Below are 14,405 nucleotides of genomic sequence, written 5' to 3'. Positions count from 1 at the left end.
CACCAACGCGCCGCCCCGGCTCAGAGGCCCTGGCGGCGGGCCACGCTGATGGCCTGGGCGCGGTCGGCGACCTGGAGTTTGGCGAAGATGTTGGAGACGTGGTTGCGGACCGTCTTCGTGCTCAACCCCAGCCGGGTCGCGATCTGCGGATTGGTCAGGTGCGCGGCGATGAGCGTGAGGATCTCCCGCTCGCGTGCGGTGAGTTCGGGGAACGCCGGTTCGGCCCGGTCCAGCCCGGCGAAGTAGCCCATCAGCCGGGTGGCGATGGCCGGTCCGAAGATCGCCTCGCCGTCGGCGACCACCCGCACCGACCGGATGATCTCCAGTCGGCGGGCGCCCTTGAGCACGTACCCCCGGGCACCCGCGCGCAGCGCGGCGAAGACCGAGTCGTCGTCGTCGGCCATGGACAGGATCAGCACCCGCACGTGCGGGCTCATCCGGACCATCCGCTCGGTGGCCGCGATGCCGCCCATCCCCGGCATGGTCAGGTCGAGCAGCACCACGTCGGGTTGCAGCCGGGCGAGTACGGCCAGCGCCTCCTCGCCGCTGGCCGCCTCGCCGCACACCTCGATGTCGGGGCTGGTGGCGAGCAGCGCGCGCAAGCCGGCCCGGAACGGCGCGTGGTCGTCAACCAGCAGGGTCCGGATCTGGTCCATCGGTCTCCTTCATACCGGTGAGCAGGGTGGCGGTCACCAGCGTGCCGGCGCCCGGTGTCGAGGTGACGACGCAGGAGCCGCCGAGTTCCTCGGCCCGTTCCCGCATCGTGTGCATGCCCACGCCGTCCGGCCGGTCGGGTCGGCGGCCCCGGCCGTCGTCGCGGATCTCCAGACACAGCCGCCCGCCGGAGACCCGCAGCCGCACCCGCACCTGGGTGGCGCGGGCGTGCCGCCGGGCGTTGGTGAGGGCCTCCATGGCGATGCGGTAGGCGGCCACCTCGGCCGCCGCGGAGAGCTCCGGCAGCACCGGTGGGGCGTCGAAGACCACCCGGGGCCCGTCGTCCGGCCAGCCGGCGATGTGCGACCGCAGTGCCCCGATCACGTCCATGGTGTCCAGCGCCGGTGGTCGCAGACCGTTGACCAGCCGCCGGACGTCGGCGACGGCGGTCTGGGCGTCCACCACGATCTCCTCCAGCAGCCGCTGGGTCGGCGGACCCGGTCCGAGTTCCTGGGCCGCCTCGGCGCGCATGGTCAACCCGGCCAGCGTCGGCCCGAGGCCGTCGTGCAGGTCGCGACGCAGCCGCCGCCGTTCCTCCTCGCGTGCCAGCACCAACTGCTCGCGGGAGCGTTGCAGGTCGGCGGCGAGCGACTGGGCCCGGTCCAGGGCACCGACCGCCTGCACCGCCACCCCGATGTGCCGGGCCAGGTCGCGCAGCAGCCGCAGTTCCCAGGCACCGAGCGTGGTCTCCCCGATCCGGGGGCCGAGCAGCAGGTGACCGACGGTGTCGTGGGCGGCCAGCGGAAGCCGCACCGGGTCCGGTGGCGGGACACCCAGCCGGTACGACCGGCCGTCGACCGTCTCGATCTCCACGTAGGAGAGCTGGAGCGCCTCGCGGACCGTCGCCGTGCTGGTGGCGAGGACGGCGGCGGCGTCCTGGGTCTGGTCCAGCCGCTGCCCCAGCCGGGCCAGCACCGCGTACGGGTCGTCGCGTTCGCCGTACACGAGAAGGTTGACGCGGCGTTGCAGCCAGCCGCGCAGCGGCGCCAGGATCAGCGCCGCCACGGCCGCCGCGACGAACGAGACCGGCAGGCTCGCGGAGGCGTCGAAGCCGGCCCCGAGCAGACCGACGACCAGCACGTACGCGCCGCCGACCGCCACCGACAGGGCGACGAACACGGCGGTCCTGCTGATCAGCAGGTCGATGTCGAAGAGCCGGTGTCGCAGGACGGCGATGCCGATGGCCACCATGATCAGCGCGCCGCTGAGACCACCGGCCAGGTCCCAGAGCAGGTTGCCGTGCGGCCAGATGGTCGGGTGCGCGTCGGTCAGGCCGGCGACGAGTCGGGCGACCACCACACCGACCGCGAGCGCGACCGCGTACCCGAGCCACTTGACCTGCTGTCGGCGGACGCCCTGGGCCCGGCGGGCCTGCCACACCACGGCGCAGCCGGCGGCCACGTAGATGATCGCGCTGGCCAGGGTGGCCACGGCAGCGGTCGAGTCGGCGACGGGTTGCCAACCCGGTACGCCGAGCGGATTGACCGCGCCGACCGGGCTGACCTGTTCGTTGGCGCCGGGTCGCAGCGCCCCGGCGACCATGGCGGCGACGCCGAGGAGCACCACCACCCAGACCGCCGGCCGCCATCGGGGCGACAGCAACCGGCCGTCGGGGAAGAACACCGGGATCAGCGCCACGGCCGCGTTGCCGGGCACCCAGAGCCAGTTCTGGGGCCAGGCCAGCACCTCGGCGAACGGCACCCGACCGGGTGCCACCACCAGCCCGTACGCGGCGTACTGGCCGCACGCCTCCTGGAGCGAGAAGCAGAACCCGCTGGTCAGAGCCAGCCAACCGATCGGGTTGTCCGGACGGTGGGCGGCGATCGCCGCGCCGACGATCGCGCACGAGGTCACCAGCAGCAGGTGTGACATGTCGCCCACCGAGCCGCCGTTGAGCACCGCCAGACCCACCGCGACGGCGGCCAGTTGCAGCGACGCCCCGCACAGCGCCCATGCGGCGCGGCGCGACCAGGCCGGGCGCGGTCCGCGTACGGCTCGCGTCCGGGCGGCGTCCGTGACCGGCGCGACGGCGGTGTTCTCGGTGGTCATGGCGTCGCCGAGACTAGACCGTGCGGGCGGGTCGGCGGATCGGGCGACCGGCCCGGCACCGCCGTCGCCTCGGTGGGCTCGTGCCCGCGCGTGGCCCCGCCGGTGCCGTACCAGGACCCCCGCACGGTCAGGGACGCCCGCCCGGACGTGGGCGCATCGCCAACGCCACCCCGGCGACGACCAACCAGATCCCGCCGGGGACCAGCGAGATGTACTGCACCGGCGCGAGCTGGGTGGCCGCGACCAGCACGGTGACCACCGCGCTGAAGACCGCGAACCAGCGGCTCACCGAGCCGTGCCGGAACCCGCCGACCGCGACCGCGGCGGCGGTCAACCCGATCCCGCCCCAGAGCCAGGCCATGGTGGCGTAGATGGTGAGCTGCGGCGCGATCACGTCCGGGTCGTACTCCGTCGCCGCGTTCAGCGAGAAGAACAGCTCGGTGGAGATCCCGCCGCCGATCAACAGCCCGACCAGCACCAGGCCGACCCCACCGGCGGCGAGCGTCGGGACCAGGCTGCCGGCCGGCTCCTGCGCCCCCAGGTACCGCCGCAGCCCGGCCGCGAAGACCGCCAGGCAGACGATGGCGACCACGGTCACCACCTGGTGGGCCCAGACGTACCCGGCGCGGTCGGCCAGGGCGGCGACGTAGCCGGCGTTGTCGGCGCGGTACTGCTCGGCGGGGGCGGTCAGGCTCGCGGTGGTGAAGATGCCGACCAGGCCGACCAGGCCACCGAGAGCACCGGTCAGGGCCCAGAGACGCGGCGGGCGTACGGGTGCCGGCGGGGGATCGCTCGGCGGGTTCTCCGACGTGGTGGCGGGATACATGGTGGTCTCCTTCTCGGGCGCAGGGTGCGTCACCTCGCACCCTGCCGCCGGGCCGACCCGGTCCGCATGGGGCGTCGCGGCCCACCGGCGCGTGAGGTTCCCGACCGGCCGGGACATCGGTCCCTGGTGACCGGGATCGGCCTGCCGGTCTGATGCCGGGGGTGGCACTGCCCGGTGCCCCACCGCCCAGCCGGGAAAGGACCCACACCGATGACACGCACCTCCTGGCGGGCACGAGGTGTCCCCGCGCCACGCGGCGTCACCCGCCTCCGGTGGCGACCACCGGTGATCGCGCTGCTCTGTCTGGCGCTCGTCGCCTCCGCCTGCACCGCCGACCGTGACGATCCACCGCCGTCGGGCGGGGTCGACCGTCCCGCCCTCGAAGCGGTCGCCGCCACGTTGCCGGCCGATCCGGTGGAGGCGGCCGAACGTCTGGTCACCGAGATCCATGCCGCAGACCCGACCCGGTCGGCGGCGGCCACCGCCGAACTGCTGCGCCGCGCCGGCCACCCGATCGTGTCGGTACGCGGGCCGGTGGTGGCGATGCCCGACCAGGTGGCGCTGCACGACGCACCGGTCTACGCCGAGCTGCTGCCGCTGCTGGCCGCCGCCACCCGGGCGGGGGACCGGTACACGGTGGACCAGTTCGCCGAGCTGCTGGACGCGGTCGGGCTGACCCGGAAGAAGATGACCTTCGCAGAGGTCACCACCGCCGTCGCCGGCTGGGCCCGGGAACCGGACCACCATCCGATCTTCGTCACCGCGGCAGCCGGCGTACGGGCTCTGTCGGGGCACCGGCAGCAGGTGCTGTTCGCCGGTGCCGACCCGGACACGGCGTACCTGGACCCGTTGCAGACGGTCCTGCTGCTCGGGCACGCCACCAGCCGTCTGGTCGAGGTGGTCGACGATGCCCAGCCCCGGGCGGCGGCCCGGCCCGGCGCGTTCGACCGGTTGGTCGGCGGCGGGGTCGCGTACGCCTCGGACGGGCCGTGCAAGGCGCTCACCCGGCGGTTCGGGTCGCCGCAGGACCCGGTGGCCAAGGGGATCGTCGACTCGGTCAAGGGCTACCTGAAGGACAACCTGGTCAAGTTCCTCTCCGACGAGGCACAGGACCGGGTGGGCAAGGCGGACGAGGTGTGGGGCAAGTCCGCGGCGGCGGCGAGCGCGATCCTGTTGCTGCTGGGCGCCCGTCTCTCGCTGAGCGCCGACAAGACCAGCACGCACTTCAAGCACACGGCGGGCAGCCGGGCCGAACACGTCCTGCTGACCGCGACCGCGACCTTCGACCTGGAGACGGCGCTCGAAAAGATCGACTGCTACGCGTTGGCCGGGGTCACCGTGCCCAGGAGCGGACCGCTGAAGGACTTCACCGTCCGGTTCAGCACTGTCCAACCGCAGGTCGGCACCATCCAGGAGGGCGGCACCCAACTGCTGAAGGCGGTCTCGGCGGACAGTGTGAAGTCACAACGGGGCGCCAAGACCGGCGCCGACGGCGTGGCCACTCTGGAACTCAAGCCGCCGGTCGAGGATCCGAGCGGCGAGGGCGAGAAGCTGACCGGCCAGGCCACCTACATCGCCTCGCTGGACAAGGAGAGCCTCCCGTTCGAGCTGGGCGACGTCTACGGACTGCTCAGCAACCCGGTCGGCTTCGGCGTGGGCAAGAACTTCGACCTGCTCCGGGACGTCCTGGTCAAGGCGGGCCTGCCGGCACAGCAGATCACCATCGAGGTCACCTACCACGGGTCCGACATCGTGCTGGCCCAGGGCGCGGGCGAGGTCAACCTGATCCTCGCGAAGCTGCCCAAGGTCTACGTCGACCTGGTCAGCTGCGCCGGGCTCGCCGGACCGTTCACCGGCACCGCCGGCTACAGCGGCGCGCAGAGCGGCCAACTGCTGCAGATGGCCGGCGCGGCGACCGGGGTGCACGTCCCGAAGGGCTTCGCCGGCAAGGCCAACAGGATCAGCGTCACGCCCAACAACCAGGGTGGTCCGGAACCGTTCTTCATCATGAAGGGCGAGGGCGGCAACCAGTTCCTCGACGGCGTCCTGCGGTTCTATCCGTTCCTGAACACCCGGGCCGAGATACTCGCGGACTACCGGGTCGGCCGGCCGGTCGGCGACGTCGAGATCCTGCTCGCCGGCAGTTCGTTCCCGTTCAGCAGGCTCTCCTGGCCGGTGGTCCGGGTGACCACCGACCCACGATGCCCCAAGGTGAGGTACTTCCATGACGAGACGTGACCGGTGGCGCACCGGGGCGGTGACGCTCGGCGCGGCCGTGGTGCTGGCGCTGACCGCCTGCACCGGCGGCGGGTCCGACCCGGACACCACCCCCGAGGGGCGGCCGGCGGGTGCCGGTCCGACCGAGGACGGTGCGGCACCGGCCGCCTTCCCCGGGCTGTACCTCGCCACCGACGTGGTGCCGGTCGAGTCCGCCGACACCCGGATCACGCTCGCCAGCGGGCGTCGGTGCCGGGACCTGTCCGCGATGCTCGCGGCCGGTCAGTGGCACCGGGTCGACCGGCTCACCTTCGGCACCCTGGGCGGCGCCGAGGTGGCCCTGCTGGCCGGCTTCGGCGGGGTCGCGGGTGACCTGCTGCGCCGGGGCGACCGGCTGGTCTTCGCCGGCCTGGAGGGCGACCCCACCTGCACGGCCACCGTGGCCGAGGTGACCCGGGGGGAGATCGGCATCGAGGGTCGGGGGCTGCCCGGGGCGTCACCGGGCTGGGTGGCGACGACCCGGTGCTACCGCTCCAAGGCCGACGGCGCGCTGACCGTGAGCCTCTATTTCGACACCGAGGCGAAGGTGGGCGGTCAGGGCCAGTTCGTGCTGACCCGGTCCGGCGACCGGTATCAGGTGGACGACGACACCTCCGCGCTCACCCTGGTCCTGCTGCGCCACTCCGGGCGCTATCTGACCAGTATGTCGGCCGTGTACGCCGAACCGAACCGCCGCCCGGCCGGGCTGAGTCAACTCGTCGCCGGTGACTCGTTCCGGGCCGAGGTGACGGTACGCGACGGGACGGCCGACCGGCCCGCCGGCACCGTCGAGATCGCCGGCCTGGCCGACGAGAGCCGGGGTGGGGCTGTCTCGGTGTCGCTGCCGTTCGCCTGCGCCCACGTGACCGAGATCCGCTAGTCGGGCGGGGGCCCGGCCCGACAGCGGCGGGCCGTCGAGTCCGAGCGCGCGGGTGCGGAGAGGCCGGGTGTCCCTGCCGGGGGAGCGGCGGGGACACCCGGTCTCCGGTTACAGGTTCTTCTTGTTCAGCAGCAGGTTCGGGGTGCCGGAGAGGCTGCCGGTGACCACGCCGCTGGTGCCGTTGGCCACGATCCAGTTGTGCACCGTGGCCTGGCTCGCGTCGCCGTTGGTCGCCTTCCAGAGGGCGGCCACCCCGGCGGCGTGCGGCGTCGCCATCGAGGTGCCGTTCAGCGAGGCGGTCGTCGAGGTGGGGTACGTCGAGAGGATGCCCGAGCCGGGGGCGTAGATGTCCACGCAGGAGCCGACGGAGGAGTAGCTGGCCCGCGCGTCGGTGTTGGTGGTGGCGGCGACCACCAGCGCGGCGGTCAGGTTGCGCGGCAGCCGGTCACACGAGTTGCCACCGGTGTTGCCGGCCGAGGCGGCGAGGAACACGCCGCTGTTCATCATGTTCGTCAGCGCGGTCGCCAGGCTGGCGCTGTAGGTGTAGTTCCAGGAGGCGTTGGCCACCGCCGGCTTGTTGGCGTTGCGGGTGACCCAGTCCACCGCACCGACGGCGGCCGACAGCGTGCCGCCGCCGGAGCAGTTCAGCCACTTCACGCCGTACAACCGGACGTTCTTGGCGACGCCGTGGCTGGTCCCGCCGATGGTGCCGGCGACGTGCGTGCCGTGGCCGTTGCAGTCGGTGTTGTTGGTGTCGATGGCGTTGTAGGCGAACTGGGCGCGCCCGCCGAAGTCCGGGTGGTTGGCCTGGATGCCGCTGTCGATCACGTACGCGTGCACGCCGGTGCCGGTCGAGTTGTAGGTGTAGCTGCGCGACAGCGGCAGGGTGGTCTGGTCGATCCGGTCGATGCCCCAGGCCGGCGGGTTGGTCTGGGTGGCGTCGACCACGTCGTACTGGAGCACGTCCCGCTCGATGCTGAGCACGTTGGCGTTGTGCGCCAGCTCGGCGACCTGCGCGGCGGTGAGGCGGGCCGCGAAGCCGTTCACCGCCCGGCTGAAGTAGGCGGAGGGGGCGGCCTTGAGCGCGCGGGCCGGCACGGTGGCGTCGGCGCCGGGCTTCATCGTGACGACGTACGCGCCGGGGATCACCGCGACGTCTCCGGCGGCCTGCGGGGTGGTGACCGGTACGGCGGTGGCCCGGTACGGCCCGCCCGCAGCCATCGCGGGTTGCGGCAGTGCGAGCAGGCTGGTGACGACGGCGGTCGCGGTGATGCCGGCGGCGAGTACGGCACGACGCCGGCGAGGTAGGCGTGCTTGTGACACGGAGCCTCCTTGGAAGCAGACCACCCGTAGTGGATGATCTTCGATGTCAGGAGGCTAGCGGCGCGCGGGCCGACATATAAGTCTGTGGATGTTACGGATTGGTACCGAGGTGGGTCGCGGGTGACAGACGGGGTTTGGCCCCCCACCCGAGGTGCCCGAGAGATGCCGCGCGACTGCCCGGTGCGGCGCGGGTCGCGGCCCTCCGGGCGGGCCGGGAGTTCTGGACTTGTCGGTCCAATTTTGCCGCGTCACAGTGACGTCATGAATCACTACTACCTGCTCGGCCGGTCCGGGCTGCGGGTGAGTCGACTGGCGCTGGGCACGATGAACTTCGGCACCGGCGGCTTCCACGCCGCGTACGGCCGCACCGAGGCGCAGGCGGAGCCGATCTTCCGGCGCTACCTGGAGTCCGGCGGCAACCTGATCGACACGGCGGACTTCTACACGGCGGGGGAGAGCGAGCGGATCCTCGGCCGGCTGATCGACTCCGCGAAGATCCGCGACCGGCTGGTGCTGACCAGCAAGTTCACCAACACGGTCGACCCCACCGACCCCAACGCCAGCGGCAACGGCCGCAAGCACATGATCCGTGCCGTGGAGGAGTCGTTGCGCCGGCTCGGCACCGACTACCTCGACCTGTACCTGCTGCACACCTGGGACCGGATCACCCCGGTCGAGGAGGTGGTCCGGACCTTCGACGACCTGGTCCGCGCCGGCAAGATCCGTTACGCCGGTCTCTCCGACGTGCCCGCCTGGTACGCCGCCCGGGCGCAGAGCGTCGCCGAGGCGCACGCGATGACCCCGATGGTCACCGTGCAACTGCCGTACTCACTGGTGGCGCGGGACATCGAACCCGAGTTCGTGCCGATGGCCCAGACGCTGGGGCTGGGCCTGACCGCGTGGAGCCCGCTCGGCGGCGGCCTGCTGACCGGCAAGTACCGCCGGACCGGCGACGGCCTGTCCGGGACGGGACGCCTCGGCGACGGAACCCGGCCGGTCGGCGACGCCGAGTGGCGCGTGGTGGAGGCCCTGCAGAGCGTGGCCGGTGAACTGGACCGGCCGATGGCGCAGGTCGCCCTCAACTGGGCGATCACCCAACCGGCCGTGGGTTCCGTGGTCGTCGGCGCGAGCAGCGCCGACCAACTCGACGGCAACCTCGCGGCCCTCGACTTCGAGATCCCCGGCGAACTGCGCGACCGGCTCGACGCCGCCAGCGCCCGGCCGCTCGCCGCCCCGTACTCGATGTTCACCCCGGCGTACCAGTCCTGGATCGTCAGTCCCGGCCTCGGCATCGGCGACAAGCCGACCGGCTACGCGCCGCCGGTGTTCAATGGCCCGGTAGCCGCCTGACCTCGGGAGGACGAGTTGCCGCGTGCGCTGACCCGCAAGGGCGAGCAGACCCGCGCCCGCATCGTCGCCGGTGCCGCCGCCGAGGTGCGCGAGCGTGGCGTCGACGAGGTACGCCTCGACGACGTCATGGGGCGCACCGGCACCAGCAAGGGGCAGATCTTCCACTACTTCCCGGACGGCCGGGAGGAACTGCTGCTCGCCGTCGCCCAGCACGAGGCAGACCAGGTGCTCGCCGACCAGGAGCCGGCGCTCAGCGACCTGACCACCTGGCCGGCCTGGCAGGAGTGGCGTGACCTGCTCGTCGCGCGCTACCGCGCCCAGGGCATGTCCTGTCCGCTCAGTACCCTGCTCGGGCCGACCGGTCGGCGTGGCCCCGGCTCACAGGCGGTGGTCGCCGGGCTGATGACCCGCTGGCAGGCGCGGATCACGGCCGGCGTCCGGCAGATGCAGGCGACCGGTCAGATCGCCGCCGGGTTGGACGCCGAGGGCGTCGGGTCGGCACTGCTGGCCAGCATCCAGGGCGGCGTGCTGCTGATGCTCTCCACCGGCAGGATCGACCATCTCGAGGCCGCGCTCGACTTCGCCCTGGACGGTCTGCGCGCCTCGGCCCCGACGATCACCGGCCGCTGATCGACTGGTGGGCACGGCGCACCGGCCGGCCGCACCCGGCGGGGCGCCTCCGCAGGTTGCCATCGACTCCTTGCTATGTTATCGCTCACAGGTTACCGTCCCTACGGGAGTGAGGGGCACGCGCCAACGCTCGGCCGCGTTCGTGAATCGGCGCGGCCGAGCGCACGGCACCAGGCCGGTTGATGGGCATCCCGGCCGTACCCACCACCACGGCGCCCCGCGCCGCCCGCGCGTCCACGCGACGCGGAATGGAGTAACACGATGTCCAGGCGTAGATCGTTCTTCGGGCCTGTGCTGCTCGCGGCCCTCCTCCTGGTGGCCGCCGCCGCCACGGCGGTGACCGGCAGCCTCGGCCGCACCGCCGCCGCGGCCGAGATCGGCACCCTCGCCGCGACCGCCGGGTGCGGCAAGACCCCGACCCTGCGCAGCGGTACGCACACCATCCAGAGCAACGGCAAGAGCCGCAGCTTCATCCTGCGGGTGCCCGACAACTACCAGAACACCAACCCGTACCGGCTGGTCTTCGGTTTCCACTGGCGTGGCGGCACCGCCACCGACGTCGCCACCGGCCAGACCGTGCAGCGTGACGCCTGGGCCTACTACGGGCTGCTGCCCCTGTCGAACAACAGCACCATCTTCGTCGCGCCGCAGGGACTGAACAACGGATGGGGCAACTCCGGCGGCGAGGACATCACCTTCGTCGACGACATGCTCCGCGTCATCGAGTCGGACCTGTGCGTGGAGACCACCCAACGCTTCGCCCTCGGCTTCAGCTGGGGCGGCGGGATGAGCTACGCCGTCGCCTGCGCCCGGCCGAACGTGTTCCGGGCGGTCGCCGTGTACGCCGGTGGCCAGATCAGCGGATGCAGCGGTGGCACCGGCCGGATCGCCTACTTCGGGGCGCACGGCATCCGGGACAACGTCCTCGGCATCGCCGGTGGCCGCTCCCTGCGCGACCGGTTCGTCGGCAACAACGGGTGCACCGCGCAGAACCCGCCGGAGCCGAGCCAGGGCAGCCTGACCCACCGGACCACCACGTACTCCGGATGCGCGGCCGGCTACCCGGTCGTCTGGGCGGCGTTCGACGAGGGACACATCGCCGCCCCGCAGGACGGCGCTCCCGGTGACAGTGGCTCGCGGACCTGGCTGCCGGGCGAGACCTGGCGCTTCTTCACCCAGTTCGGCGGCACCACCCCGCCGCCGACCACCACCCCGCCCACCACGACCCCGCCGACCACCCCGCCCCCGGGCGGCGCGTCCTGCCGGGTCACCGCCACGGTCAACGCCTGGAACAACGGCCTGACCGAGGACCTCACCATCACCAACACCGGCAGCTCGGCGGTGAACGGGTGGTCGCTGGTCTTCACGCTGCCCTCCGGGCAGACCATCACCGGCGGCTGGAACGCCAGCTACTCGCCGACCTCCGGGCAGGTGACCGCGAGGAACGTCTCCTACAACGGCACCATCGCGCCCAACGCATCGGTCAGCATCGGGTTCCAGGCCAACCACACCGGCAACACGGCCCGACCCGGTGCGTTCACGCTGAACGGCGCCACCTGCACCGTCGCCTGACCATGCGGGGGCGGAGCCCGCCGGGCTCCGCCCCCGCTGCTTGGTGGCGGCCCGCCTCAACGTGGCGGAGCGGCGGTGCCCGCCTCAACGTGGCGGTGTAGCTGTCGGCGCGTCGGCGTGTCGCACAGCCACACTGCCACGATCAGGGATGGGCTTAGGCTGCTGCGCGTGCCGTTGACCTTTCCCGCGCATCTCGCGCCGGTGCTGGCGCTCAAGGTCTGGCGGCCCCGATGGTGTGACGGCGTGGCACTGAGCACCGGTGCGGTTGCCCCGGACGTCGCGTACCTGGCCGCCGGGGCGGACGGTCGCACCTTCGCCGACACCCACTCCTGGCCCGCCCTGTTCTGGTGGTGCCTGCCGGTGGCGTTGGCGTACGCGGCGGTGGTCCGGTTCGCCGGTCCCGACGTCGCGGTCCACCTGCCCGGGAACCGGTGGTTCGGCTGGCGGGGGTACGCGCTGCGTGGTGCGGTGCTGCCGTACCGCCTGTGGATCACGGTCGGCTCGGCGGTGCTCGGCGCGGCGAGCCACCTCGGTTGGGACTGGCTCACGCACACCGACGACTGGCTGCGGGTGCTGTTCGGGGTCGACTGGTCCCGGGTCAGCGGCGTGGCCTGGTGGACCGTGTCGGACCTGACGAGCACGGTCGTCGGCAGCGCGCTGGCGGTCGTACTCGCGGCTCGGATCGGTCGGCGCGGCGGGCGGGAGGCGGACGGAGGTGCCGTCCCGGCCCGCCGGCCGACCCTGTTCTGGGGTGTCGCCGGGGTGGTCGCCGTGGCCGGTGCGGTGTGCGTGGCGGCGCTGCCCGGTGCCGACCTGCTCGCGCCGACCGGCGTCCGGCTGTTGCACCTCGCCGCGCTGGCGCTGCTGGCCGGTGGCCTGGCTGTCCGGGTCAGCTCGCGGCGCGGCGTCTGGCGGCGTACGGCAGGGCGAACAGGTACAGGCCGGTGACGAGCAGCAGGAAGAGCGGCGGCAGGGGCAGGAAGAACACCCACTCGGCCGGTTCCTGCTGCCCCATCACGACGACGGTGACGATGACGACTGCCACCGTGAAGACGATCGACGTCCACCGGTGCACCTGACGGACCCACGCGTTGCCCTTCACCGGGGCCTCCCTCCGGACCGAGCCGCCGCACCGGCACTCTGCCGGTGGTGTGCTCGACCGGAAGTCAGGCTATGGTCGGGGCGCTGACCTGCGCTTCTCGATTCCTGACCGGTCCGTGCACCGGTTCACACCGGGCCATCCCGAAGGCCCGCCCGATCACCCCGGGTGGGCGAGGGTCAGGGCTTGCGGCCCACCGCACCGTACGCGTCGATCGCCACCGCGTCCGGGTCCGCCGGACGCCACAGCGGGATCGGCACCAGGCCCGGCTCCACCAGCGTCAGTCCCTCGAAGCAGGTGCCGAGCTGTTCGGGGCTGCGCAGGATGTAGGGCACGCCGCCGCTCTGAGCCAGCCGTTCGGCACCGGAGACGACCTCGGGGCTGGTGTCGGTGCCGTCCCAGAGCACGAGGTGGCTGCCGGAGGCGGTGGCCGCCATGGTCCGGCCGACGATGGCGCGTACCACGTCCAGGTTCGGCTCGTAGCCCATCACGCCCATGTACATCACCGCGACGGGCTTGTCGAAGTCGAGCGTCTGCGCGGCCTCGGCGAGGATCTTCTCCGGGTCGTGGTAGTCGGCGGGCACGTACGTGGTGACGCCCTCGGAGGTGGTGCTGGACAGCAGCGCGCGGGCGTGGACCAGCACCATCGGGTCGTTGTCGACGTAGACGATGCGCGAGTCGGGCGCGATGGCCTGGGCGACCTCGTGGGTGTTCTGCATGGTGGGCAGACCGGTGCCGATGTCGAGGAACTGCCGGACGCCCGCCTCGGCGGCCAGGTAGCGCACCGCCTGGATGAGGAACTTGCGCGACTGCTGGGCCATCACCACGATCTCGGGGTAGACCTCCGCCACGGCGTCACCGGCGGCCCGGTCGGACTGGAAGTTGTCCTTCCCGCCCATCCAGTAGTTCCAGATCCGCGCGGCATGCGGCACCTCGGGCTGGAGCTTCGCGGCGAGTTCGGGATCCGGGCTGGCCATTCCTAGCTCCTGTCGACGGGGTCGGCTGACGGACCTGCGGATGATCACATCATCGTACGCAGGGTCCGTCCACTGTCGAAGGTGAAGGTACCGCGTTGAGCGGGATTCCCATGCCCTCCGCCGTGCCCACAGATGGCAGGCTTCGGGCGTGGAGAGCCTGATGGCGCAACTGCCTGCCCTGCTCGGTGTCCTGATCGGCACCGTCGGCACGATCGTCGCGACCTCGCTGGCCGACCGGTCGCGCTGGCGGCGGACCCAGACGGTGCGCTGGGACGAACGGCGGCTCGACGCGTACGCGGAGTTCGCCCGCGCGCTCAAGGAGGTGCACGCCACCTCCGGCCGGCTGTTGCCCGGATGGCGAGGGGTGCCGGTGGACCGGGATCGGGAGCTGGCCAACCTCGTCGAGGCCGACTTCCGCCACACCCTCGCCTGGGAGAACGTACTGCTGCTCGGCGACGGCCCGACGGTGACCGCGGCCCGGGCGTGGCGCGACGCGGTCTGGGCGATCGAGCGAGTCGCCCAGGGCAGGCCCACCGACGACCTGGCGGCTCTGCTGCACCGGGCCAACGAGGCGCGCGACCACTTCTACGACGCGGCCCGGGACGGCCTGGGCGTCGGCGGTGGCTCGGTCGCCCAGGCCACCCTCTTGCAGGGCCGCCTGGGCGACCGGGACCTTCCGTCCACCGCGCCCCGACCCCCCGTCGACCGCCCGGCCGGGTCGCGGTGACG

At 72.6% G+C, this 14,405-nt stretch carries 13 protein-coding genes; 7 read left to right on the top strand and 6 right to left on the bottom strand.

The annotated features are described in order from the left end of the window. Positions 1-20 precede the first annotated feature (20 nt). The 3 genes from HUT12_RS21040 to HUT12_RS21030 all read right to left on the bottom strand — a co-directional run bounded on the left by HUT12_RS21040 (position 21) and on the right by HUT12_RS21030 (position 3,622). On the bottom strand, positions 21-656 hold the full coding sequence (locus tag HUT12_RS21040; protein ID WP_176094472.1) for a response regulator transcription factor: 636 nt from the start codon (positions 654-656) through the stop codon (positions 21-23). Continuing rightward, positions 628-2,763 carry a sensor histidine kinase gene (locus HUT12_RS21035; RefSeq protein ID WP_176094471.1) on the bottom strand — a complete coding sequence of 712 codons (2,136 nt, stop codon included), beginning with the start codon at positions 2,761-2,763 and terminating at the stop codon, positions 628-630. The genes HUT12_RS21040 and HUT12_RS21035 overlap by 29 nt, the downstream gene beginning before the upstream one ends. Before the next feature lie 127 nt (positions 2,764-2,890). Next, positions 2,891-3,622: a hypothetical protein gene (locus HUT12_RS21030; RefSeq protein ID WP_176094470.1), complete on the bottom strand. Its 732-nt coding sequence runs from the start codon at positions 3,620-3,622 to the stop codon at positions 2,891-2,893. Positions 3,623-3,799: 177 nt separating this feature from the next. Between HUT12_RS21030 and HUT12_RS21025 the strand changes: the two genes are divergently transcribed. After that, on the top strand, positions 3,800-5,827 hold the full coding sequence (locus tag HUT12_RS21025; RefSeq protein WP_176094469.1) for a hypothetical protein: 2,028 nt from the start codon (positions 3,800-3,802) through the stop codon (positions 5,825-5,827). Then, on the top strand, positions 5,814-6,725 hold the full coding sequence (locus HUT12_RS21020) for a hypothetical protein (RefSeq protein WP_176094468.1): 912 nt from the start codon (positions 5,814-5,816) through the stop codon (positions 6,723-6,725). The genes HUT12_RS21025 and HUT12_RS21020 overlap by 14 nt, the downstream gene beginning before the upstream one ends. Positions 6,726-6,833: 108 nt before the next feature. Here HUT12_RS21020 and HUT12_RS21015 read toward each other — a convergent pair whose 3' ends face one another. Next, positions 6,834-8,048, bottom strand: coding sequence for a S8 family peptidase (locus HUT12_RS21015; RefSeq protein ID WP_176094467.1), 1,215 nt, complete (start codon positions 8,046-8,048; stop codon positions 6,834-6,836). 261 nt (positions 8,049-8,309) lie between these two features. Between HUT12_RS21015 and HUT12_RS21010 the strand changes: the two genes are divergently transcribed. The 4 genes from HUT12_RS21010 (at position 8,310) to HUT12_RS20995 (ending at position 12,548) form a co-directional block, all read left to right on the top strand. Next, positions 8,310-9,398: an aldo/keto reductase gene (locus tag HUT12_RS21010; protein ID WP_176094466.1), complete on the top strand. Its 1,089-nt coding sequence runs from the start codon at positions 8,310-8,312 to the stop codon at positions 9,396-9,398. A gap of 15 nt (positions 9,399-9,413) precedes the next feature. Then, the gene (locus HUT12_RS21005) at positions 9,414-10,028 is read left to right on the top strand and encodes a TetR/AcrR family transcriptional regulator (RefSeq protein WP_176094465.1); all 615 of its coding nucleotides are present in this window, start codon (positions 9,414-9,416) and stop codon (positions 10,026-10,028) included. 261 nt (positions 10,029-10,289) lie between these two features. Then, on the top strand, positions 10,290-11,600 hold the full coding sequence (locus HUT12_RS21000) for a cellulose binding domain-containing protein (RefSeq protein ID WP_176094464.1): 1,311 nt from the start codon (positions 10,290-10,292) through the stop codon (positions 11,598-11,600). A 168-nt stretch (positions 11,601-11,768) separates the two neighbouring features. Next, positions 11,769-12,548, top strand: coding sequence for a DUF4184 family protein (locus HUT12_RS20995; RefSeq protein WP_176094463.1), 780 nt, complete (start codon positions 11,769-11,771; stop codon positions 12,546-12,548). Here HUT12_RS20995 and HUT12_RS20990 read toward each other — a convergent pair. Together HUT12_RS20990 and HUT12_RS20985 are read right to left on the bottom strand one after the other, a co-directional pair. Continuing rightward, positions 12,490-12,702: a hypothetical protein gene (locus tag HUT12_RS20990; RefSeq protein ID WP_131054241.1), complete on the bottom strand. Its 213-nt coding sequence runs from the start codon at positions 12,700-12,702 to the stop codon at positions 12,490-12,492. The genes HUT12_RS20995 and HUT12_RS20990 overlap by 59 nt on opposite strands. 176 nt (positions 12,703-12,878) lie before the next feature. Further along, entirely contained in the window at positions 12,879-13,676 is a 798-nt protein-coding gene (locus tag HUT12_RS20985; RefSeq protein ID WP_176094462.1) for an SAM-dependent methyltransferase, read from the bottom strand. A gap of 160 nt (positions 13,677-13,836) precedes the next feature. On the opposite strand from HUT12_RS20985, the gene HUT12_RS20980 reads away from it, so the two are divergent. Beyond that, positions 13,837-14,403, top strand: a complete 567-nt coding sequence (locus HUT12_RS20980) for a hypothetical protein (protein WP_254876909.1) — start codon at positions 13,837-13,839, stop codon at positions 14,401-14,403. The last annotated feature ends 2 nt before the right edge of the window (positions 14,404-14,405 follow it).

The organism is Verrucosispora sp. NA02020 (genome assembly GCF_013364215.1).
Classification (GTDB): Bacteria; Actinomycetota; Actinomycetes; order Mycobacteriales; family Micromonosporaceae; genus Micromonospora.
This window is presented reverse-complemented; position numbering and strand designations above follow the sequence as displayed.

What these genes read in the sequence shown, in the direction of transcription:
- HUT12_RS21020 (WP_176094468.1), top strand. Translation starts at nt 5,814, where the DNA reads ATGACGAGACGTGACCGGTGGCGCACCGGGGCGGTGACGCTCGGCGCG.
- HUT12_RS20980 (WP_254876909.1), top strand. Translation starts at nt 13,837, where the DNA reads ATGGCGCAACTGCCTGCCCTGCTCGGTGTCCTGATCGGCACCGTCGGC.
- HUT12_RS21040 (WP_176094472.1), bottom strand. Translation starts at nt 656, where the DNA reads ATGGACCAGATCCGGACCCTGCTGGTTGACGACCACGCGCCGTTCCGG.
- HUT12_RS20985 (WP_176094462.1), bottom strand. Translation starts at nt 13,676, where the DNA reads ATGGCCAGCCCGGATCCCGAACTCGCCGCGAAGCTCCAGCCCGAGGTG.
- HUT12_RS21035 (WP_176094471.1), bottom strand. Translation starts at nt 2,763, where the DNA reads ATGACCACCGAGAACACCGCCGTCGCGCCGGTCACGGACGCCGCCCGG.
- HUT12_RS21025 (WP_176094469.1), top strand. Translation starts at nt 3,800, where the DNA reads ATGACACGCACCTCCTGGCGGGCACGAGGTGTCCCCGCGCCACGCGGC.
- HUT12_RS21000 (WP_176094464.1), top strand. Translation starts at nt 10,290, where the DNA reads ATGTCCAGGCGTAGATCGTTCTTCGGGCCTGTGCTGCTCGCGGCCCTC.
- HUT12_RS21010 (WP_176094466.1), top strand. Translation starts at nt 8,310, where the DNA reads ATGAATCACTACTACCTGCTCGGCCGGTCCGGGCTGCGGGTGAGTCGA.